The organism is Burkholderia paludis (assembly GCF_000732615.1).
Classification (GTDB): domain Bacteria; phylum Pseudomonadota; class Gammaproteobacteria; order Burkholderiales; family Burkholderiaceae; genus Burkholderia; species Burkholderia paludis.
In genome coordinates this window covers 60284-81335 of sequence record NZ_JPGL01000038.1, presented here as the reverse complement: position 1 = coordinate 81335, position 21052 = coordinate 60284, and the positions used below count along the sequence as shown (strand labels likewise).

The window sequence follows — 21052 nt, the reverse complement described above, 5'->3', positions numbered from 1 at the left end:
CGGTGAGTGCGCGGCAGACCTTTCGCAAGGCGCTGATGTTGCTCGATCGTGGCATGACGGATCGCGGCGAAGCCGCTCTCCATCTTGCGCTGACCGAGGCCGGGCAGGAGGGCGATCGCGTTGCGCTCGCCCAGTCGCTCGTCGCACTGGGCGATCTGATGTGTGAGACGTCACGCGGCGGATCGGCGCGTCTGTTCCTGGAGCGGGCGCTTGCGGCGGCACGCGACACCGATGCCGGCGTGCTGGCGTGCGAGCGTGACAGGGTCGAGCGATTGCTGGCGCGTATCGAATGCGAGCGCATCGGATTGCAGATTCGCGGCCCGGCAGATTTCAAGAACAGGACGTTCACGCTTGCCGACTTCATCGCGGTTGTGCGAGCGAAGGCCGAACGGCCGGAGGGCTACGATCCGGCGTGGCGATACGACGTGTATGGAGATGACGGCGACGCCGGCTGGTATCCGCAGCAGACGATCCATATCGGCGACAAGGTACAGGTCGACGACGAGGATCGCGAGAGCTACCCCGAGCGGGTCGCGGAGCTTGGTTACGTATTCCGCTGCTCGTGCGAGCACTTCCAGGACGTCGTCGATCTGGCCTTTCGTCAGAAACCGGGCGCGTCGATCGACGACCTCGTCCGCTGTCTCGATCACTACGATCGCCACGACGACTTCCTCGATCTGGATTCGAACGGCGAGTAGCCGCGCGCACGACGAAAACCGTACGCCGCAACCAAAAAGGACCGCCGGGGCGGTCCTTTTCATCGTGAAGCGAGGTTCGAGAAACCGCCGCCCGTCAAGGCAGCGAAATCGTCAGATTCGCCGACTCCGGCCCGACCTTGATCACCTGCGAATAAGGCGCGAGCGCCTGCAGCGTCTTGTCCTTCAGATACGTGTTGAGCCCGATGTACCCGAGCAGCGCCACCAGCGCGAACACCGCCCCGATCGCCCACACCGGCACCTCGCGCTTCAACCGGTGCGCGATCTGATCCGGCAGCGGCCAATGCGGCGCAAACGGTGCGCGCTTGCCCTTCATGTGCGCGATCTCGTCGCCCAGTCGCGCCGTCAGATACGCGAGCTTCTCCGGCCCCTCGAGCAGGTACTTCCCCTGGAACCCGAGCAGCAGGCACATATGAAACACCTCGAGCGACTGCAGCCGCACCGCACCCTGCGCACGGCAATCCTCGAGATACTGGAAGAATTTCTCGCCCGCGAGTTGCTCGCCGAACAGCACGAGCTGCAGCGGCCGGCGCTCCCAGTCGGCGCGGATCTTGAACTGCGACGACAGCACCATCTCGTCGATGGCCGCGCAGAATGCGAACTTCGCGCCGTACACGTCTTCGGCCGCGATATTCAGCTTCTTCGCGCCGCGCTCGAAGTCGGACAGGAACTCCTGGATTCGCGTGCCGAACTCGCTCGCGCTTTCCGGCTCCCGCCCGTTCTTGAGCAGGAACAGCATGAAGAACCCGTCGTACAGCAGGTCGAGCAGCGAACGGGCCTGGAACGCGGAGTCCGTCGACGCCGGGCTATGCAGGGTAGGCGGCGCATTGTCGCCGAACAGGGAGGGCGCGTAGCTCATGATGTGACCGCGATCAGTTCGAACTTCAGGTCATTGATGCCAGTCGGCGCGTAGATCATCGCGGACTGGGCCTGCAGCATGCGCTCGTACAGCGCGCTGCGCGAATCGAGCGCGAAGTAGCAGGCGCCGGGCCGCACCGGGATCGCGGGCGGCACCTGCGGCGTGTACGACAGCCGTACGCCCGGCATCGCCGACAGCACGAGCTTGTCGACGTCGTCGGGCGCGCCGACCTTGAAGCGGGCCGGCACCGCGTCGACGAGCTCGACGCTCGGCATGTCGGCGGATACCGCCAGGTAGAACTCGGTCTTGTCGTCGATCTTGCCCGAATCGAGACGGCCAAGATGGAACGACGGACGCACCTCGTCGAGCGTGATCGCGAAGTAGCGCGTCGAGATCACGGTGTCGAGCAGTTCGCGCAGCATCAGGTCGAGACGCGCGAAGCTCGGGCCCGGATCGTCGTGGCGATAGACGGGCAGGTCGGCGAGCGTATAGCCCTTCGAGAACGTCATCAGCTGGCCCGCGAGCCGCAGCAGTTCCTGGAACAGCCGCTCGGGATGCAGCGCCGCGTGCTGGTGCAGGTGCGCGAGTGTCGCGAACGCCGCGTTCGCGGTATGCAGCAGCCAGAACGACGCGATGTCGCCCGAGCGGAACTCGATGATGTTCTTCGACGGCTCGCGATGGAAGCCGTACAGCGCGTTCACCTTCGCCTGCAGTGCGTCGACCAGCTGGCGCAGCCGCTGGTGCAGGATCGGCGAGGCGTCGATCGCGAGGCACGGCGGCACGAAGCTGTCGTCGATCTCGAAACCGGACGTCGCGGTGCGGCGCACCCGCACGAGCGGCACCGACAGGAGCTGGTCGCGCGGTTCGCTGTGCGCGATCAGCTTGACCTGCGTCTTGAGGAACGTGATGTCGGCCTCGGCCGCGTCGGTGAAATTGTCGGCGACGCTCGTCTGGTCGCTGACGAAACGCGTCATGAAGCCGGCGGCGGGGTCGTCGCTGTAGTTGGTGCCGTTCTCGCGCAGCGGGTGCAGCGCGAGATAGAACACGAAATCGTTGATGCCCTCGGGCAGCGTGTCCAGCGCGATCGGCGGCGGCAGGTCGTCGGCCTGCGGCGCGGCATACAGCGCACCGTCCGGGAACACGAGCGCGAGTTCGGCGATCCGCAGCACGTTGCTGCCGAGCGCGTCGCGGTCGATGCGCACCGAGCGCACGCCCCAGTTGTACGGCTGGATCGCCTGGATCGATTCGAACAGGCGCGCCTCGTGGTACGCGTCCTGTCGCTGAAAGTGTTGGGGCCGGAGGAACAGCCCTTCCCCCCACAGCACCTTGGCCGAATAACTCATGTCAAATCCGGTTAATGTCGGGTTGCGATGGAATCGATTCGTTCGTGCCCGAATTAGATCGCCAATTGTTAACTCTTGTTAATTGACATTCGTGCGCCATGTTTAACCGCAGGAGACCGAAGACAGCATATTCAGCGGTTGTGACGGCGCACCCTGTTGCGGGGCGATGACGGTGCCGTCGGTGACCGTCATCGCGCAATTGTGCAGGCCGATGATTATGCCGGATTTCTCCGATTTCACCGGATCGAACGTCAGTTTCCATCGTTGTAGTGCGGGATCGCGGAACAGCGCGACGATGCCGAACGCCTGCGCTTCGCGCGAAACCTTTTCGGTGGCCGTATAGCGCTGGCCAGGAATCAGCGTGATTTCACGCACGTTCAGCAAGTCGGTACCCAGTGCGGCCTTTTCCTTGGTCGGATCGGTAAAGGCGTCGAACGGTGCCTGCTGGAACGAGGTCGCGTCCTTCAGCGTATAGAGCCGGACGACAAGTGCGAGCGGTTTGTTGTCGGTTGCGGCATTCAGGTTCGGCGCCGCGGCGAGCGTGATGCCGATGTTGCGCGGCGGCTTTTGCGCATCGGGCACCTCGGGCTTGCCGACACCGGCCGCGGACATCACGGCGCTCGCGGCGGAACCGAGCAGCGGCGCGGCCGCACACCCGGCCAGAAGGGCGCAGGCAAGTAGCGGCAGCGCGTAGCGAATCATGAACGATCTCATCGTGTTTCCGGCGTGCCGCCTTTATCCCTGTCAAAACTGCCGGGTATTTGCGCGTTTGCGGTGTATCCCCGGCATTGCACCGTTCAACTATTAAGCTTGCCCGCGTCATCGCGAGCGTCCGGAAATTTTTTCCGCCGCCCGGGCGGCGTGTCGCGAAGTCAGTAAAACTTGCCCATTCCGGCCGAAAGAAAAATCGCTGCGAGCCCGCTGCGAGCGGCCATTCAAGGGGGTAGCGCCCGGTTTTAAAAGGAATTACTCTTCACGCGACGATTGAATTATGAAAAATTGATCGGTACTATACCCGCGCGCTTCTTGCAAAGCAAAAGAACCAGATTCTCTACGATTTAAAACTCACGCGCTGGTGGAAATAACGATGAAAGACCGTCTCTTCGCAAAACTGTCCGGGGTAGTAGTGGCTTGCGGCGTGATCGCCGGCTGTGCGAGCCAGCCCCCCGCGCCGCCGACTGCCGATGTGTTCAACAAGTCGCTGGCCGATGCGGACGCAGTTGCGAAGGCCGGTGACCAGGACAAGGCCCTCGGCCTGTATCAGCAACTCGCGAAGTCGGATCCGACGCGTGAGGAGCCGTGGTCGCGCATTGCGCAGATCCAGTTCGCGCAGAACCACTACGGCCAGGCCATCGTCGCCGCGCAGGAAGCGCTGCAGCGCGATGCGACCGACCGTCAGGCGAAGAGCGTGCTGGCCGTGGCCGGCCTGCGTATCGCGACGCAGTCGCTCGGCGAGCTGCGCCAGGATTCGTCGCTCGCGGGTGACGCGAAGTCCGACGCGCAGGCGCTCGCGAAGCAGCTGCGCGACACGCTGGGCGAGTCGGCGTTGTTCCCGCAGGAGCCGAAGCCCGTGAAGCCGCGTCCGCCGCGCCGGGTCGTTCACCGTCCGAAGGCCGCGCCGGCAGCGACCGCCGAGGCGGCCGCCACCGCGCCGACGCCGCCCGCCGCGGCGCAAAAGGGCAGCGCGGATCCGTTCGGCGCACTGCGCAACTGACCGCAACTGACGCGATAACCACAACTAACCTGGGAGCCGTCGAGATGGCCAAGAAAGAAAGCATTCAGAAAAGCTTGCAGAAAATACGGCCGCCGCGCGTCCAGCTGACCTACGAGGTCGAGAAGGGCGACGCGATCGAGGTGAAGGAACTGCCGTTCGTCGTCGGGGTCGTCGGCGATCTGGCGGGCCAGTCCGAGATCGAGCAGCCGAAGCTGCGCGACCGCAAGTTCGTCAACATCGATCGCGACAATTTCGACGACGTGATGAAGGCGATCGAGCCGCGTGCCGCGTTCCAGGTGGAAAACCGCCTGAGCCCGGAAGGCGGCAAGTTCGCGGTCGACCTGAAGTTCCGTTCGCTGTCGGACTTCAGCCCGGACGAAGTCGTCGAACAGGTCGAGCCGCTGCGCCGCCTGCTCGAGGCGCGCTCGAAGCTTGCCGACCTGCGCAACAAGCTCGCCGGCAACGACAAGCTCGAGGATCTGCTGTCCGAGGTGCTGAAGAATACGCAGCAGCTGCAGGAGCTCGCGAAGGGCACGGGCGGCGACAAAGACGGCGAATGACGACGGAGTGTTGAGATGAACCAGCAAACGGCTGCGGCCCAGGCAAGCGGTGCGGAATACGCCGCCGGGACTTCGCTGCTCGACGACATCGTCGAGAAGAGCAAGGTCGCGAAATCCGATTCCGAACATGCGCGTGCGAAGGATCTGATCGGCGAACTCGTGCACCAGGTGCTCGACGGCACGGTGATCGTGTCGGACAACCTGTCGGCCACGATCGACGCGCGCGTCGCGGAACTCGATCGCCTGATTTCCACGCAGCTTTCCGCGGTGATGCATGCGCCGGAATTCCAGCGCCTCGAAAGCACGTGGCGCGGGATGGACTATCTGGTCAAGGAAAGCAACACGGGCCAGACGATCAAGATCAAGGCACTGCACGCCCCGAAGCGCGACCTCGTGCGCGATTTCAAGGGCGCGAGCGAGTTCGACCAGAGCGCGTTGTTCAAGAAGGTCTACGAAGAGGAATTCGGCACGTTCGGCGGCTCGCCGTTCGGTGCGCTGATCGGCGATTACGAGATCTCGCGCCAGCCCGAAGACATGTACTTCATCGAGCAGATGTCGCACGTCGCGGCGGCCGCGCACGCGCCGTTCATCGCGTCGGCGTCGCCCGAGCTGCTCGGCCTCGAGTCGTTCTCCGACCTCGGCAAGCCGCGCGATCTCGGCAAGGTGTTCGATACGGTCGAATATGCGAAGTGGAAGTCGTTCCGCGACGCCGAAGATTCGCGCTACGTCGGCCTGACGCTGCCGCGCTTCCTCGGCCGCCTGCCGTTCAATCCGAAGGACGGCCAGACCGCCGAGAACTTCAACTTCGTCGAGGACGTCGACGGCACCGACCACGACAAGTACCTGTGGTGCAACGCCGCGTGGGCGTTCGCGGCGCGCCTGACGGCCGCGTTCGACGATTTCGGCTGGTGCGCGGCGATTCGCGGCGTCGAAGGCGGCGGCCTCGTCGAGGACCTGCCGACCCATACGTTCAAGACGGACGACGGCGAAGTCGCGCTGAAGTGCCCGACCGAAATCGCGATCACCGATCGCCGCGAGAAGGAGCTGAGCGATCTCGGCTTCATCCCGCTCGTCCATTGCAAGAACTCAGATTACGCCGCGTTCTTCGCTGCGCAGTCGGTGCAGAAACCCAAGAAATACAGCACCGACAGCGCGAATGCGAACGCCGTCCTGTCCGCCCAGCTTCAGTACATCTTCTCGGTATCGCGCGTCGCGCACTACCTGAAGGCGATGATGCGGGACAAGATCGGCAGCTTCGCATCGGCGCAGAACGTGGAGACTTTCCTCAACCGGTGGATTTCGCAGTACGTCCTGCTCGACGATAACGCCTCGCAGGAACAGAAAGCGCAATTTCCGCTGCGCGAGGCATCCATACAAGTGTCGGAGATTCCGGGCAAGCCGGGCTCGTATCGTTCGGTCGCATTCCTGCGCCCGCACTTTCAGCTCGACGAGCTCTCGATTTCTCTGCGACTTGTCGCTGATCTGCCCAAACCGGCAAATTCATAAGCGAGTAAATCGCCCGGGCGGGCCGCCTGGGTAGGACGTTAAAACCACCTCTTTGGGGAGTCGAAGGGCCATGTTACATATGCACTTGCAGTTTGGTAGTCCCGCGGTGAAGGGCGAGTCCGCGGACAAGGACCACCAGGGCTGGATCGAACTGAAATCGTGGGATCACTCGATCGTTCAGCCGCGTTCGGCAACCGCATCGACCGCTGGCGGTCACACGATGACGCGTTGCGAGCACGGCGACATGATTTTCACGAAGGAAATCGATTCGTCGAGCCCGCTGCTGTACCAGCACGCTTCGGGCGGCACCACGTTCGACGAGGTGACGGTTCATTTCTCGCGCGCGGACGGTGAAGGCAAGCGCGTGCAGTATCTGGAAGTCAAGCTCAAGTACGTGATCATCTCGAGCATCGCTCCGAGCGTTCGCGAAGAAGGTCTGCCGCTCGAGACGTTCTCGCTGAAGTACGCAGCCGTGCAGTGGAAGCAAACCCAGCAGAAGATCGGCGGCAACCAGGGCGGCAACACGCAAGGCGCCTGGAGCCTGACGAAGAACGACAAGACCTACGCGGTCTAAGGTCGGTTGCGGCAACGGGACGCGCAGCGTCCCGTTGCCGTTTTCGCTGTGAATCAGGGCCTGTTTCCGCTAATAACGGGCTTGCGCTGGCCCCCGGAAGGGCCGAGCGCAAGGATTGCGACGAAGCGAATGCCCGACGTATTCGCGAGGAGTGTGACGCGGCGATCGGCCCTTCTGGGGGCCGGCCCCACGAATGACTTTTTCCGAACAGGGGAACGTGCGGTGCCGGCCGTATTGCGGCGTCGTTCGTCGCTTGTCCCCCAAGGGGACTTCCTTCGGGGCGTTTGGCAAGGCCAAACGGCGCTCGTCACTCCTTGCACTACGACCGGCAATACACGTTCGCAAGCCCGTTATTAGCGGAAGCAGGCCCTTATGAAACGATTCGAACCGAGTTTTCTCGACAAGCTGTTCGACGACGAACCGCACCTGCCGGCCTCGGCCGCGATGCGGCAGTTGTCGCTGGACGAGCTCAAGAACACGGTCGCCCGCGACGTCGAGGCGATCCTCAACACCCGTATCGCACACACCGAGACCGAGCTGGAAGCGCTGCCGGAATGCCAGAAGTCGGTGCTGACCTACGGGCTGAACGATTTTGCGGGGCTGAGCCTCGCGAGTCACTACGACCGCGCGTTCATCTGCAAGTCGATCCAGCAGGCCATCGCGCGCCACGAGCCGCGCCTGCAGCAGGTGCAGGTGACGTTCGAGCTGAACGAGCAGGCCACCAACGCGCTTTACTTCGCGATCCAGGCGCTGCTCGTCGTGCACCCGGCGGAGGAGCCGGTGAGTTTCGACGCGATGCTGCAGCCGTCCACGCTGCAGTATTCGGTCACGCGCGCACGCGCCGCAAGAATGCAATGAATCATGCTGCCGAGCGGGCCGGACCGCCCGGTGGTGGATCAGGGTCCGGCAGGAAACATTGAGGTTCGGGGTCGTCGATGGAAGAATTGCTGCCGTATTACGAGCGCGAATTATCGTTTTTGCGGCGCTATTCGCGGGATTTCGCCGAACGCTATCCGAAGATCGCCGCACGGCTCGCGCTGTCCGGCGAGCATTGCGAGGATCCGCACGTCGAGCGGATGATCGAGTCGTTCGCGCTGCTCGGCGCGCGCATCAACAAGAAGCTCGACGACGACTACCCCGAATTCACCGAAGCGCTGCTGGAAGTGCTGTATCCGCACTACCTGCGGCCGTTTCCGTCGTGCTCGATCGCGCAGTTCACGCCGGCGTCGCCCGGCCAGCAGACCGAGCCCGTCGTGATCCAGCGCGGCACCGAGCTGAAGAGTCGCCCGATCCGCGGCGTGCAGTGCCGGTTCCGCACCGCCTATGACGTCACGCTCGCGCCGATCCGCATCTCGGAAGCGCGCTACACGCCGGTCGCGCTCGCGCCGAGCGCGACGGTGCTGCCGTCCAACGCGACGGGCGTGATCTCGATCACGTTCGAATCGCTCGCCGCGCAGCTCGATCTCGGCGCGCTGAAGCTGTCGACGCTGCGCGCGCACCTGCACGGCGAGCAGTCGTTCGTCGCCGCGCTGACCGACTGCCTGTTCGTCAACGTGCTCGGCGCGTACGTCGAGCCCGAGCGCAACGGCCGCTGGACCGCGCTGCGCAAGCTGCCGATCGCGCACGCCGGGTTCGACGAGGACGATGCGCTGATCGACTACCCGGCGAAATCGCATCCCGCGTATCGCCTGCTCACCGAGTACTTCGCGTTCCCCGACAAGTTCGATTTCGTCGATTTCGACCTCGCGGCGATCGCGCGTGCGTCGGGCCGCTGCCAGCGCGTGACGCTGCATCTCGTGCTGCAGGACGTGCGCAGCGACTCGCATGTCGCACGGCTGCTCGAACTGCTTGCGGCGAGCCATTTCCGGCTGTTCTGCACGCCGATCGTCAACCTGTTCCGCCAGCACGGCGAACCGATCCGCATCACGCACCGCGCGGTGTCGTATCCGGTGATCGCCGAGGCACGACGGGCGTTCGCGTACGAGGTGTACGCGATCGACTCGGTGAAGCTCGTCAGGCAGCAGGCGCACGAGGAGTCGGTGATCGAATTCCGGCCGTTCTATTCGCTGCATCACGGCGAATCGGCGCGGATCGGCCATTACTGGTTCGCGCGCCGCAACGACTGGGTCGCGCAGAAGAGCCCCGGCTACGAAACCGAGATCTCGATCGTCGACATCGACTTCGAGCCGACGTCGCCGCAGACCGACACGCTGAGCCTCGACCTCACCTGCACGAACCGCGACCTGCCGGCGATGCTCGCATTCGGCCTCGAGGGCGGCGACCTGTTCCAGGAAGGCGGCGCGCAGACGAGCGGCATCTCGCTGCTGCGTCGTCCGACGCAGAGCGTGCGGTTCGAGCGCGGCCGCGCCGCGCACTGGCGGCTCGTGTCGCACCTCGCGCTCAATCACGTGTCGCTGGTGGCGCACGGCCTCGCGCCGCTCAAGGAAATGCTGACGCTGTACGACCTGCGGCGCACTGCCGTGTCGATGCGCCAGATCGACGGCCTCGTCGGCGTCGAGCAGCGCGGCGCCGTGCAGTGGCTGCCCGGCAAGCCGTTCGCGACCTTCGTGCGCGGCATCGAGATCCGGCTGACGATCGACGAGGAGCATTTCGTCGGCGCGAGCCTTGCGTCGTTCGTGCGCGTGCTCGACAGCTTCTTCGGGCTCTACGTCCACCTCAACAGTTTCATTCAACTAGTCGTCGTGTCGAAGCGCACCGGCGAGGAGATCATCCGATGCAAGCCCCGGACCGGCGAATCGATCCTGGCGTAGTCGACGCGCTGCTCGACGAACCGCACCGCTTCGAGTTCTTCCAGGCCGTGCGCGTGCTCGAAGGGCTGTTCGCGCGGCAGGCGTCGGACGCGCCCGGCGCATGGCGGCAGGGCGACGTGGTCGCGCAGCGCATCGAATTCCGCAACACGCTGTCGCTCGGTTTTCCACCGAGCGAGATCGAGGGGGCGCGCTCGTTCGACGACGACGGCGCGCCGCTCAAGACGGCCGAGCAGCGCGGCGCCGCGCTCGCGGCCGGCGAGCTCGGCCACGTCGAGCTGACGCCCGCGTTCTTCGGGCTGCTCGGCGGGCAGGGGGCGCTGCCGCTGCATTACACCGAGCAGATCGTCGCACGCGAGCACCTGAAGCGCGACCACGCGGCCCGCGCGTTCTTCGACGTGTTCTCGAACCGCGCGACCGCGCTGTTCTACGCTGCGTGGAAGAAATACCGGCTGCCGTTCCATTACGAACTCGACCGCGACGAACGTTATCTGCCGCTGCTGCTCGCGATCGCGGGCGTGCCGAGCGACGAGGTGCGCGACAGCCTCGCGGCCGGGGTGGGCGGCGTGCTCGACGAAGCCGTGGCCGGCTATGCGCTGGCCGCGCGGCACCGGCCGATGTCGGCCGCGTACCTGCAGCGCACGCTGTCGGACTATTTCCGCGTGCCGGTGAAGATCGACCAGTTCGTCGGCAAGTGGTACGACGTGCCGCCCGACCAGCTGAGCGTGCTCGGCGAGGTCAACGCGGTGCTTGGCGCGACGGCGCTCGTCGGCGAGCGCGTCTGGCAGCGCGACATGCGCGCGCGAATCGTCGTCGGCCCGCTGTCCAAGCGCGACTACGAGGCGTTCCTGCCCGGCGGCACCAAGGCCGTCGCGCTGGAGCGGATGCTGACGCTGCTCGCGGGCCTCACGCTCGAATACGAGGTGAAGCTGGTGCTGAAGCGCACCGAGGTCGGCGCGAGCGTGCTCGGCGCGGGGTCGCGGCTCGGCTGGGACGCGTTCCTGTGCACGCGCGACGCGGTCGAGGATCGCGCCGACGCCCGCTACGAACTGCACGTGATTCACTGATTCCCAACGACAACAAACACGCAATCGAACCTGAGATCGACGCCATGAGCACGCCTCTGAAGACCCTGATCACGAAACTGAACCCGCTGAGCCGGCACGCGACCGAGCGTGCGGCGAGCGCGTGCCTGGCGCGCGGCCACTACGAGGTCGATCTGGAGCACCTGTTCCTCGCGTTGCTCGAGGAGCCGGCGGGCGACCTGCCGCTCGCGCTGCGCGCGAGCCGCGTCGATCCGCATGCGCTGCGCGCCGATCTGGAGCGCGAGCTGACGCGCCTGAAGACCGGCAACACGCGCACGCCGGTGTTTTCCGTGCACCTGATCGCGCTGTTCGAGCAGGCCTGGCTGATCGCGTCGCTCGATTCGCAGCTCGGCCGCATCCGTTCCGGGCACCTGTTGCTGGCGCTGCTGACGGCGCCGGATCTGGCGCAGTTCGCGCAACGGATGTCGTCGCAATTCGCGGAAGTGAACGTGACGGACCTGAAGCACAAGTTCGACGAGATCATGGCCGGCTCGAGCGAGGCCGAGCCGCGCCGGGGCGACGCGGATGACGGCGACGCGGCGTCGGCGGCCGACGGCGCGGTCCCCGCGGCCGGCCCGTCGAAGACGCCCGCGCTCGACACGTACACGACCAACCTCACGCAGCGTGCGCGCGACGGCAAGATCGACCCGGTGATCGGCCGCGAAGCCGAGATCCGCCAGGCGATCGACATCCTGATGCGCCGCCGCCAGAACAACCCGATCATGACCGGCGAGGCCGGGGTCGGCAAAACGGCGGTCGTCGAGGGGCTCGCGCTGCGCATCGCGGCCGACGACGTGCCGCCGCCGTTGCGCGGCGTCGCGCTGCACGTGCTCGACATGGGGCTGCTGCAGGCCGGCGCGAGCGTGAAGGGCGAATTCGAGAATCGCCTGAAGAGCGTGATCGACGAGGTGAAGAAGAGCGCGCACCCGATCATCCTGTTCATCGACGAGGCGCACACGATCATCGGCGCGGGCGGCCAGGCCGGCCAGAACGATGCGGCGAACCTGCTGAAGCCGGCGCTCGCGCGCGGCGAACTGCGCACGATCGCCGCGACGACGTGGAGCGAATACAAGAAGTACTTCGAGAAGGATGCGGCGCTCGCGCGGCGCTTCCAGGTCGTGAAGGTCGAGGAGCCGGGCGAGCCGCTCGCGGCCGCGATGCTGCGCGGCATGTCCGGCCTGATGGAGAAGCACTTCAACGTGCGGATCCTCGACGACGCGATCACCGAGGCCGTGCGTTTGTCGCACCGCTACATCAGCGGCCGCCAGCTGCCCGACAAGGCGATCAGCGTGCTCGATACCGCGTGCGCGAAGGTCGCGCTCGCGCACAGCGCGACGCCGGCGGCGATCGACGATACGAAGAAGCGCATCGAGCGGATCGACGCGGAAATCGCGTCGCTGGAGCGCGAGGCGGCCGGCGGCGCGGCGCACGACGAGCGGCTCGGCGAACTGCGCGGCACGCGCGACGCGGCGCTCGAACAGCTTGCGAAGGATGACGCGCGCTACGAAGCGGAGCGTGCGATCGTCGCCGAGATCACCGAGCTGCGCGAAGCGCTCGACAAGGCGCGCGGCCCGTCGGAAGACGGCCAGCCGGTCGACGTGCAGGCAACCCGCGACAAGCTTGCCGAACGCGTGGGCGCGTTGCACGCGCTGCAGGGCGGCGAGCCGATGGTGCCGCTGCAGGTGGACGGCCACGTCGTCGCCGAGATCGTCGCCGCGTGGACGGGCATTCCGCTCGGCCGGATGGTGAAGGACGAGATCGACACCGTGCTGAACCTGCAGCCGCTGCTCGCCGCGCGCGTGATCGGCCAGGACCACGCGCTCGACGCGATCGCGCAGCGCGTGCGCACCGCGACCGCGAACCTCGAGGATCCGAACAAGCCGCGCGGCGTGTTCATGTTCGTCGGGCCGTCGGGCGTCGGCAAGACCGAGACGGCGCTGGCGCTGGCCGACATCCTGTACGGCGGCGAGCGCAAGATGGTCACGATCAACATGAGCGAGTACCAGGAAGCGCACAGCGTGTCGGGCCTGAAGGGTTCGCCGCCGGGCTACGTCGGTTATGGCGAAGGCGGCGTGCTGACCGAGGCCGTGCGTCGCAACCCGTATTCGGTCGTGCTGCTCGACGAGGTCGAGAAGGCGCACCCCGACGTGCTGGAGATGTTCTTCCAGGTGTTCGACAAGGGCGCGATGGACGATGCCGAAGGGCGCGAGATCGACTTCCGCAACACGCTGATCATCCTGACGTCGAACGTCGGTTCCGCCGCGGTGATGCAGGCGTGCCTGAACAAGCCGGCCGAGGAACTGCCCGACCCGGACGCGCTTGCCGAGACGCTGCGGCCGCAGCTGTACAAGACCTTCAAGCCCGCGTTCCTCGGGCGGATGAAGGTCGTGCCGTACTATCCGATTTCCGACGACGTGCTGGCCGAGATCATCGAGCTGAAGCTCGAGCGGATCCGCCGCCGGATCGAGGCGAACCACAAGGCCGCGTTCGAATGGGACGAGTCGCTCGTCGATGCGGTGCTGGCGCGCTGCACCGAGGTCGACTCGGGCGCCCGCAACGTCGACCATATCCTGAACGGCACGCTGCTGCCGGAGATCGCGGGCCACGTGCTCGGCCGGATCGCCGACGGCGCGGCCATCGCGCGCATCGCGGTGCGCGCGGACGAGGCCGGCGAATTCACGTACACCGTCGAATGAGCGCGGCCGCGTATCACCCCGCATTGATGAACTGACCGAACCATGCCGATCAATCTCCCCGAGCTGCTGACGCCGATCAGCGATGCGTCGCCCAGCGGCGACGACCTGCTGTTTTCGAACGAATTCGACGCGATCCAGGACGCGCGGCGCTACGACGATCCGACGCTCGACCAGGGCGAATGGGTGACCGAGATCAAGGAGGCCGACTGGGGCTTTGTCGTCGACCATGCGGGCGAACTGCTGCGCACGCGCACGAAGGACCTGCGGCTCGCCGTGTGGCTGACCGAGGCGCTCGCGCTCGAGGACGGCATCACGGGCCTCACCGACGGCTATGCGCTGCTCGAGGGCCTGTGCCGCGAATTCTGGGAGACCGTGCACCCGCTGCCGGAAGACGACGACATCGAGCACCGGCTCGGCAACGTCGCGTGGCTGTCCGGTCGCACGGCCGAGCTGCTGCGCGCGGTGCCGATGACGGACGGCGCGTCGAATGCATTCAGCACGCTCGACTGGGAGGTGGCGCAGCACGTCGCGCAGGCCATCAAGCGCGACCCCGAACATGCGGACGAGATCGCGCGCGGCAAGCCGTCGATCGAGCAGATCGATTCGTCGCGGCGCGTGACGTCGATCGCGTTCTATACGGCGTTGCTTGCGAACCTGAAGGCGTTCGAATTCGCGCTCGATGCGTTCGAGGAGCGGCTCGTCGAGCGCGCGGGCGATTCGGCGCCGAGCTTCCGGCAGGCGCGTGATGCGTTCGAGACCGTGTACCGGCTCGCCGAGCGCTTTGCGCGCGAGCAGGGTTATACGGGCAGCGCGCCGCACACGCAGTCGGCACCGCAGGCGCAACCCGAGCGCATCGAGCCGGTGTTCGGCAATCCGATCCAGACCGAGGAGACCCACGTGCAGCCACAATCCGTTCCGCGCGCCCCGGTGACGCAGATGATCGCCGGCATCCAGAACCGTGCGCAGGCCGTCGATCAGTTGCGCGCGGTCGCGCGCTACTTCCGCCAGACCGAGCCGCACAGCCCGGTCGCTTACCTCGCCGACAAGGCCGCCGAATGGGCCGACATGCCGCTGCACAAGTGGCTCGAGAGCGTCGTGAAGGACGACGGCTCGTTGTCGCATATTCGCGAGCTGCTGGGCGTGCGGCCCGACGAGCAGTCGTAAACGCAAGACGGGCGGCGCATTGCTGCCGCCGCCCGTTGCCCGTGGCCGTCGTGGCTGCTCCGCGTGGAGCAGCCGGGTCGTCCGTTACTGCCCCACCCGGAACTCGATCCGGCGATTCCGCGCCCGCCCATCCGCGCTGTCGTTCGGCGCGATCGGCTGATCCGGCCCGACGCCCGTCGTCGTCATCTGCTGCGGCGGAATGCTCTTCGTGATCAGATAACCCTTCACCGCATCCGCACGCGCCTGGCTCAGTGCGATGTTGGAAGTGCGGTTCCCCGAGTTGTCGGTGTGGCCGATGATGTCGACCGTGCGGTTCTGCATCTTCGCGAGCGCGGCCGCCATCTGGTCGAGGATCAGCTTGCCCTGCGGCGTGAGCGTCGCGCTGCCGGTCTCGAACTCGATCGTGCGGTTCGCGAGCGTCTGGTCGAGCACGCCCTGTTCGGATGCCGACACGCGCAACCCGTTCCTGATCGTATACGTCGGGTTCAGCGTATTCGCCATGTCGCTCGCGAGCTGCTGGCGCTGCGCCTCGTTGTGCACCTCGCCCTTCATCTCGATCTGCGTGCCGGTGATCTTCAGTTGCCCCTTGCTGATCTGCTTGAGCTGGGTGCCGAGGAGCTTCTGCACGTTCGCGCTCCAGTTCGGCGGCGTTGCAACATCGCCGACCTCGATCTGGTCGACGACGTTCGTCGCACCGTAGGTATCGCGCAGCTTCTGCAGCACGGCGGCCTTGGTCGCCTCGTCGGGCACCTTGCCGCCGACGACCACCTGGCCGGGCGTCGTCGTCGCGGGCGGCGGCGTGAGGGTGCTCGCGGTGCCGGCCGTGCCGTGCACGACGGCGCCGGAGGCCGTCCCCGGTGCGACGCCGGGGTTCGCGGGCAGCGCGGTCGTCGCAACCGTGCCGTTGCCGACCGGCGTGACGGTCGCGCCGGTGTTCTGAGCGAGGGCCGCGCCGCTGCCGATGAACAGGCCCGAGACGAGGAGGGCGGCGAGGAGGTGATTCATGCGATGCATCCCGTCAGCCTCCGATGAACGCTTCGCGGAACGCGTCGATGGCGACCCGCAGCGAGAGTTGAGGTTGATCGAGGTAGCTGACGAGCTTGCTGATCCGGTGATCGTTTTGCGCATGGGCGTCGATCCACTCGGGATCGTCGATGTCGATGTTGTGGGCGGCGTAGGTTTGCGGGTCGACCACGCTCAGCAGCGTCTTTGCCGACGCGCCGTTGAAGCCGATGATGAGCCGTTCGCGCTCGGCGATCGAGCCGATGAAGATCGCGAGCTCGAAATCGGCCTGCGCGACGAACGGCGCGATCAGTTCGAGCCAGAACGCGGCGACGAGGCTGCGGTAGAACGGATCGACCGGCAGCGGCAGCGTGAGGCCGCGCTCGATGTGCGACGAGCCGCTCTGCATCACCGGCCGCAGCAGCGAACCGAGCGCGAGCATCGCGCCGCGCAGCCGCACCGGATGGCCGCTTTCGAGCAGCATCTCCTGCAGGCCGTACAGCGACTGGTGTTCGACGAAGTCGTTGAAGGTGCCGTCATGCGACGTGCCGGGGCCGCTGACGTCGATCGGCACCTGCGTGTCGCCGAGCGCCTGCAGCGCGCCGGGCGGTTCGTCCTTGCCGAGCAGCGGCGGGATCTGCGAGGCGACGCGCGACCACAGCCGCGCGAACGCGAGCGGGCTGCGCGCGAGGAACGCGAGCGGCCGGTCGACCTCGAGCGCCGTCGCGCCGAGGAACGGGAAGCGGCGCATCGACACGTCGTGGCTCGCGACCATGTGGCCCGCGATCGCGAGCTTGCTGCGCGAGCCGAGGAATGCGAAATGCATCGGCTTCGCTTCCTCGTAGACGATCTTCCAGCGCGGATCTTCTGCGAGCAGCTCGAGCGCCTGCGCGATCCAGCGGTCGAGTGTCTGCAGCAATTGCGGATTGTGCGCGCTCTTCACGAAGTCGCCGCGCGACGGAATCTTGCCGAAGTAGGCGATCTGCGCCTGTACCGTTTGCGTCATTGCGCCCCCTGTGCGTTCGTTGCGTTGGCCGCCGCGACGGCCGGCGCTGCGCCCGGCGTGCCCGTGCCGGACTGGGTCGCGTTCAGTGCGGCGCCCGCGCTCGCGTCGGCGACCGACGACGGCAGCGTGAGGCCGCGCAGGCTCTGCTGCTGCGGCTGGTCGCCGCCGCCGCCGGTCGGCTGCGATGTGCTGATGATGCGCATCGTCACCGACACGTTCACGCTGCCCTGCGTCCACGTCAGGTCGAAGGTGCCGTCCGGACGGCGCTTGCGTTGCGCCGAGTTGATCAGTTTCTCGAGACCGTAGCGGCCCGGCTCGTTGACGAGCTGCACCGTGCGGCCGTCGAAGGTCGTCGCGGCCAGCGTCGCGCCCGGCGAGCCTTGCGGGTTCGGCCACACGAAGTTGGTCCACTGCGGCGGCGTGTTGCGGTAGCGCAGTTGCTGGCCGTCGATCGCGATCGTGTACTCCGTCGTGCCCGTGCTCGGCTGCGGCAGGATCTGGAACACGGTCTGCGGCTCGGACGCCGCCGCCGCGCTGCCTGCGGCGCCGCCCGCGAGCGGCGCGACCCAGCGTGCGAAGCCGTTCGTGAAGTCCGGCGTGAGCCCGATGCCCATGTCGCCCCACGTGCGGGCGGCGAGCGTGTCGCCGCGGCGCACCGCGAGCGGCCCGAGCGTCGTGCCGACGAACTTCGCGATGGAGCCGTCCGGGCCGAACACCTGCGCGATCTCGCCGGCGCCGGCCTCGACCTTCGCGTTCGCCGCGAACGGGTACTTCGTCGCGAGCGAGTTCTGGAACGGCTGGTAGACCTGCGCGTTCCACACCTTGTTGACTTCGGCGCTGGCCGGCTGGATCACGACCGCGAACGCCTGCATCAGCGGCCGCACGAGCAGCGGACGCAGCGACTTGCGTTGCGAATCGGTGAGGCCCGTCAGCATCTGCTCGTCGACGAGCTTCAGCGAATCGGCGAGTTCCGAGCCGTTGCCGTCGAGCGTCTGCTGCATCAGCTGGCGCGCGCCGGGGCCCGGGTCGCCCTGGTTCTTGATCACGTTGAAGCGCGTGCGGACCTTCGACAGCGAATCCATGTAGCTCTTGAGCATCGACGTGCCGTCATGCGTCGCGACGATCCGCGCGAGCCCGACGAACTCCTGGCCGATCGGACCCATCGGCACCTCGGCGGGATTGCCGTTGATGTCGATGTTCGCGGCCGCCATCTGGCCGGCCTGCGAGCGCGAGAACAGCTGCTTGACCCAGTTCACGACGCCCGTCTGCGCCTTCTTGATCGTCACGTTCGCGAGCGACGGGTTGTCCCACGACGTCTGGTCGTAGGCGGTCTCGAGGATCTTGCGGATCGGCGAATCCTGCGGGTCGCCGAGGCGGTTCATCCCGTCGACGGCCTGGCCGAAGCTGCTGAAGCCCTGTACCGCGATGCCCTGCATGAACTTCTGCCAGTGCTGCGCGTACTCGGTCTTGTACATGCCGACGAGCGTCTTCTGGATCTGCTCGGGGCTGCCCTCGAGCGTCAGGTCGTCTTGCGTCGACGTATTCAGCACCCAGTCCTTCGCCTGCAGCTCCTTGGTCGCCGCGTCGCGGATCGCCGGCTGCACGTAGTCGAACCACGCTTCGCGGGTGAACGTGCCCGGAATCGCGTAGCTGCCGGCCACGAGCGACTGGTTGCCGTCGCCGACGATGCGCGCGATGGTCATCGGCGCGAAGCGGGTCGATGCGCGGGCCTTGATTTCCTCGTAGACGCGCTGGCGGGCCGGCATGCCGCGCACGACGCGGCGCAGGTTCTCGCGGGTCTGGTCGACGAGCGCGAGGTTCGCGTCGATCATCGGCCAGTCGTCGTCGTTCACGCGGGACAGGTAGAACGAGATCATGCGCTCCGCGCTCTTGATCATCTCGTCACGCGGCATGTTGCCGCGATTCGTCTCGAGCCAGCCGCGCCAGAAACGGGCGAGCTGGTCGGTCAGGTGCGCCTGCTCGACGTGGCGCTTGTCGGACAGCATCAGGTAGGTCTTGAGCGCGTTGTACGCGTCCTGCACGTTGGTCGGCGACGCATCGCTGTAGAGGCCGCCCTGCGGTGCGGCCGGCTGCTGCGCGGCGGCAGCCGGCACGGCGCCGGATGCGGCCTGGGCGGCGCCGGCCTGCTGCGCGACGCCTGCCGCATTCGTCGAGACCGGTATCGGGCCGCCCTGCACGGCGCCCGATTCGGGCGGGCGCGTCATCGGCACGAGCTGTTCGGGGTGCGCGTTCACGTCCTTCATGAACGACGCGAGGTTCTGCGACACGGGGGCCAGCAGGATCTGGCGCACGCCGTTGTAGTACTCGGTCAGCAGGTGCTGCTCGAGACGGTCGCCCTGGTACAGGCCGAGCGACACCGACAGCGGCTTGTCGCGGCGGAACTGTTCGAGCTGCTCGATCCGGTCCTCGAGAATGTCCATCGCCTGCAGGCGCGACTGCAGGTCGTTGCGGCCCTGCTGCAGGCGCGTGACGTTGTCGAGGTCGGCCTGCACGTTCGCGACGAGCTGCTGGTTGCCGATCGTCGACCAGGTCCAGCCGCCCAGCGCGAGCGCGAGCGCCGCGACGAAGCCGAAGAAGGTCGCGTAGCGCAGCCGCGTCTTGGTCGGGCTCGCGAACTGGCGCACCGTCTGGCGGTCGGCGAAGATCACCTTCGAGAACAGGTCGCGCAGGAAGAAGCCGTTCTTCGAGAACGCGCTGTGCGGCTTCGGCAGCGCGTTCGCGTCGAGGCCGAAGCGGCTCGCGATGCGCTGCGCGGCCGTGCTGTTGGTTTCGCCTTCCTGCAGCGCGCTGGTGAAGTAGAAGCCGCGGAAGATCGGCTTGTACTGGAACGGGTTGTTCTCGAACAGCGTCGCGAGGAACGCGCGCAGCGACGGCTTGATCGTCGAGAATTCGAGCGGGAAGCTCAACTGCCCCGGCGACAGCTGGTTGCCGCGCGACAGCGACAGCTGCGCGACGCTGATCTCCTTCAGCCCTTCGTAGAGCTCCTCGAAGTGCGTGTCGAACTGCGCGACCACGTCGCGCTTGTCGTCAGGCTCGTAGGGCAGCGTCGCGCCCCACACGCGGTCGTACTCGTGCTTGTCGCTGCTGCTGAAGAATTCGGTGAAGCCGGTGATCAGGTCGGCCTTCGTGAACATCACGTAGACCGGCGCGAACACCTCGAGCTTTTCCGTCAGTTCCTGAACGCGCTGGCGGAGGTTTTTCGCGAGGTTGATCGCGAATTCGGGGCGGTTGCCGGTGAGTTCGGCGATGCTCGCGGTGACGATGATGCCGTTGATCGGCGCCTTCGGGCGGTAGCGCTTGAGCAGGCCGAGGAAGCCGAGCCACTCGCTGCGGTCTTCCTCGTGCACCGAGTAGCGGCCGGCCGTGTCGAGCAGGATCCCTTCGGTCGTGAAGAACCAGTCGCAGTTACGCGTCCCGCCGATGCCGTGGATCACGGCACTGTTCTTGTCCGCGAACGGGAACTGCAGGCCGGAGTTGAGCACGGCGCTGCTCTTGCCCGCGGCCGGGTTGCCGATCACGATGTACCACGGCAGTTCGTACAGCGCGGAGCCGCCCGCGACCTGGCCGATCTTCGACGTCTTGATCGTCTTCACCGCGTCCGACAGGCGCGTGCGCAGCACGTCGAGGTCGGCCGTCTTCGCATCGGGGGCGAGCGCGGCGGCGGCGGGCGCGGCGATCTTGCCGGTTTCCGCCTGTTCCTCCAGCACCTGGCCGAGCTGCCGGTTCGCGCGCTTCACGCGCCAGCGGCGCCACAGCGCGACGACGAGCCACAGGGCGAGGATCGCCGCGAACGCGATCGCCGCCCACAGGAACGGCAGCTGCAGCATGTCGGCGACGATGAAGAGAATGGCCGCTAACGCGACGATCCCGACGATCGAGAGCGTACGCGGATGAGTCAGCACGTTGAGGATGCGTTGCATAGGACGTTCAGGTTCCGGTGCGATTCGGTGAGGCGACGCAGGCGCGCCGAGCGGCAAGGGTGGCGCCGCGGTGTGTCGCCATGCTGTCAAACGGGATGAAGGGGGCTGGCATCAATGC

At 66.5% G+C, this 21052-nt stretch carries 16 protein-coding genes; 10 read left to right on the top strand and 6 right to left on the bottom strand.

Annotation, left to right across the window (positions count from 1 at the left end; translation table 11 throughout):
* Positions 1 to 35: 35 nt before the first annotated feature.
* A complete protein-coding gene (locus tag GQ56_RS43180) occupies positions 36 to 698 on the top strand; it encodes a DUF7716 domain-containing protein (RefSeq protein ID WP_052007320.1) in 663 nt (220 codons plus the stop codon).
* A 94-nt stretch (positions 699 to 792) separates the two neighbouring features.
* Here GQ56_RS43180 and icmH read toward each other — a convergent pair whose 3' ends face one another.
* The 3 genes from icmH to tssJ form a co-directional block, all read right to left on the bottom strand.
* The gene (icmH, locus tag GQ56_RS0123515; protein WP_031400971.1) at positions 793 to 1575 is read right to left on the bottom strand and encodes a type IVB secretion system protein IcmH/DotU; all 783 of its coding nucleotides are present in this window, start codon (positions 1573 to 1575) and stop codon (positions 793 to 795) included.
* Positions 1572 to 2918 carry a type VI secretion system baseplate subunit TssK gene (gene tssK, locus GQ56_RS0123510; RefSeq protein ID WP_031400970.1) on the bottom strand — a complete coding sequence of 449 codons (1347 nt, stop codon included), beginning with the start codon at positions 2916 to 2918 and terminating at the stop codon, positions 1572 to 1574. The genes icmH and tssK overlap by 4 nt, the downstream gene beginning before the upstream one ends.
* A gap of 102 nt (positions 2919 to 3020) precedes the next feature.
* Positions 3021 to 3632: a type VI secretion system lipoprotein TssJ gene (gene tssJ, locus GQ56_RS0123505; protein ID WP_031400969.1), complete on the bottom strand. Its 612-nt coding sequence runs from the start codon at positions 3630 to 3632 to the stop codon at positions 3021 to 3023.
* Positions 3633 to 4005: 373 nt separating this feature from the next.
* Between tssJ and GQ56_RS0123500 the strand changes: the two genes are divergently transcribed.
* The 9 genes from GQ56_RS0123500 (at position 4006) to tssA (ending at position 14985) form a co-directional block, all read left to right on the top strand.
* Positions 4006 to 4632, top strand: coding sequence for a tetratricopeptide repeat protein (locus GQ56_RS0123500; protein WP_031400968.1), 627 nt, complete (start codon positions 4006 to 4008; stop codon positions 4630 to 4632).
* A 44-nt stretch (positions 4633 to 4676) separates the two neighbouring features.
* Positions 4677 to 5192 carry a type VI secretion system contractile sheath small subunit gene (gene tssB / locus GQ56_RS0123495; protein ID WP_006484395.1) on the top strand — a complete coding sequence of 172 codons (516 nt, stop codon included), beginning with the start codon at positions 4677 to 4679 and terminating at the stop codon, positions 5190 to 5192.
* Between the two features lie 15 nt (positions 5193 to 5207).
* Positions 5208 to 6698, top strand: a complete 1491-nt coding sequence (tssC, locus tag GQ56_RS0123490) for a type VI secretion system contractile sheath large subunit (RefSeq protein ID WP_006477094.1) — start codon at positions 5208 to 5210, stop codon at positions 6696 to 6698.
* A gap of 70 nt (positions 6699 to 6768) precedes the next feature.
* Positions 6769 to 7272 carry an Hcp family type VI secretion system effector gene (locus GQ56_RS0123485; RefSeq protein ID WP_006477093.1) on the top strand — a complete coding sequence of 168 codons (504 nt, stop codon included), beginning with the start codon at positions 6769 to 6771 and terminating at the stop codon, positions 7270 to 7272.
* A 372-nt stretch (positions 7273 to 7644) separates the two neighbouring features.
* A complete protein-coding gene (gene tssE / locus GQ56_RS0123480; protein WP_031400967.1) occupies positions 7645 to 8130 on the top strand; it encodes a type VI secretion system baseplate subunit TssE in 486 nt (161 codons plus the stop codon).
* Positions 8131 to 8207: 77 nt separating this feature from the next.
* Entirely contained in the window at positions 8208 to 10043 is a 1836-nt protein-coding gene (gene tssF, locus GQ56_RS0123475; protein ID WP_031400966.1) for a type VI secretion system baseplate subunit TssF, read from the top strand.
* Complete coding sequence (gene tssG, locus GQ56_RS0123470; protein ID WP_031400965.1) at positions 10007 to 11107, top strand: type VI secretion system baseplate subunit TssG; 1101 nt, start codon at positions 10007 to 10009, stop codon at positions 11105 to 11107. The genes tssF and tssG overlap by 37 nt, the downstream gene beginning before the upstream one ends.
* A 44-nt stretch (positions 11108 to 11151) precedes the next feature.
* Positions 11152 to 13821, top strand: a complete 2670-nt coding sequence (gene tssH / locus GQ56_RS0123465) for a type VI secretion system ATPase TssH (RefSeq protein WP_031400964.1) — start codon at positions 11152 to 11154, stop codon at positions 13819 to 13821.
* Positions 13822 to 13863: 42 nt separating this feature from the next.
* Positions 13864 to 14985, top strand: coding sequence for a type VI secretion system protein TssA (tssA, locus tag GQ56_RS0123460; protein WP_031400963.1), 1122 nt, complete (start codon positions 13864 to 13866; stop codon positions 14983 to 14985).
* Between the two features lie 84 nt (positions 14986 to 15069).
* On the opposite strand, the gene GQ56_RS0123455 is transcribed toward tssA, so the two are convergent.
* From GQ56_RS0123455 to tssM, 3 genes are read right to left on the bottom strand one after another with little or no spacing between them, the layout of a single operon-like run.
* Positions 15070 to 15999, bottom strand: coding sequence for an OmpA family protein (locus GQ56_RS0123455; RefSeq protein WP_031400962.1), 930 nt, complete (start codon positions 15997 to 15999; stop codon positions 15070 to 15072).
* A 4-nt stretch (positions 16000 to 16003) separates the two neighbouring features.
* A complete protein-coding gene (gene tagF, locus GQ56_RS0123450) occupies positions 16004 to 16993 on the bottom strand; it encodes a type VI secretion system-associated protein TagF (protein WP_031400961.1) in 990 nt (329 codons plus the stop codon).
* Positions 16990 to 20934 (bottom strand): type VI secretion system membrane subunit TssM, encoded by a 3945-nt coding sequence (gene tssM, locus GQ56_RS0123445; RefSeq protein WP_031400960.1) that lies wholly within the window; start codon positions 20932 to 20934, stop codon positions 16990 to 16992. The genes tagF and tssM overlap by 4 nt, the downstream gene beginning before the upstream one ends.
* Positions 20935 to 21052 lie beyond the last annotated feature (118 nt).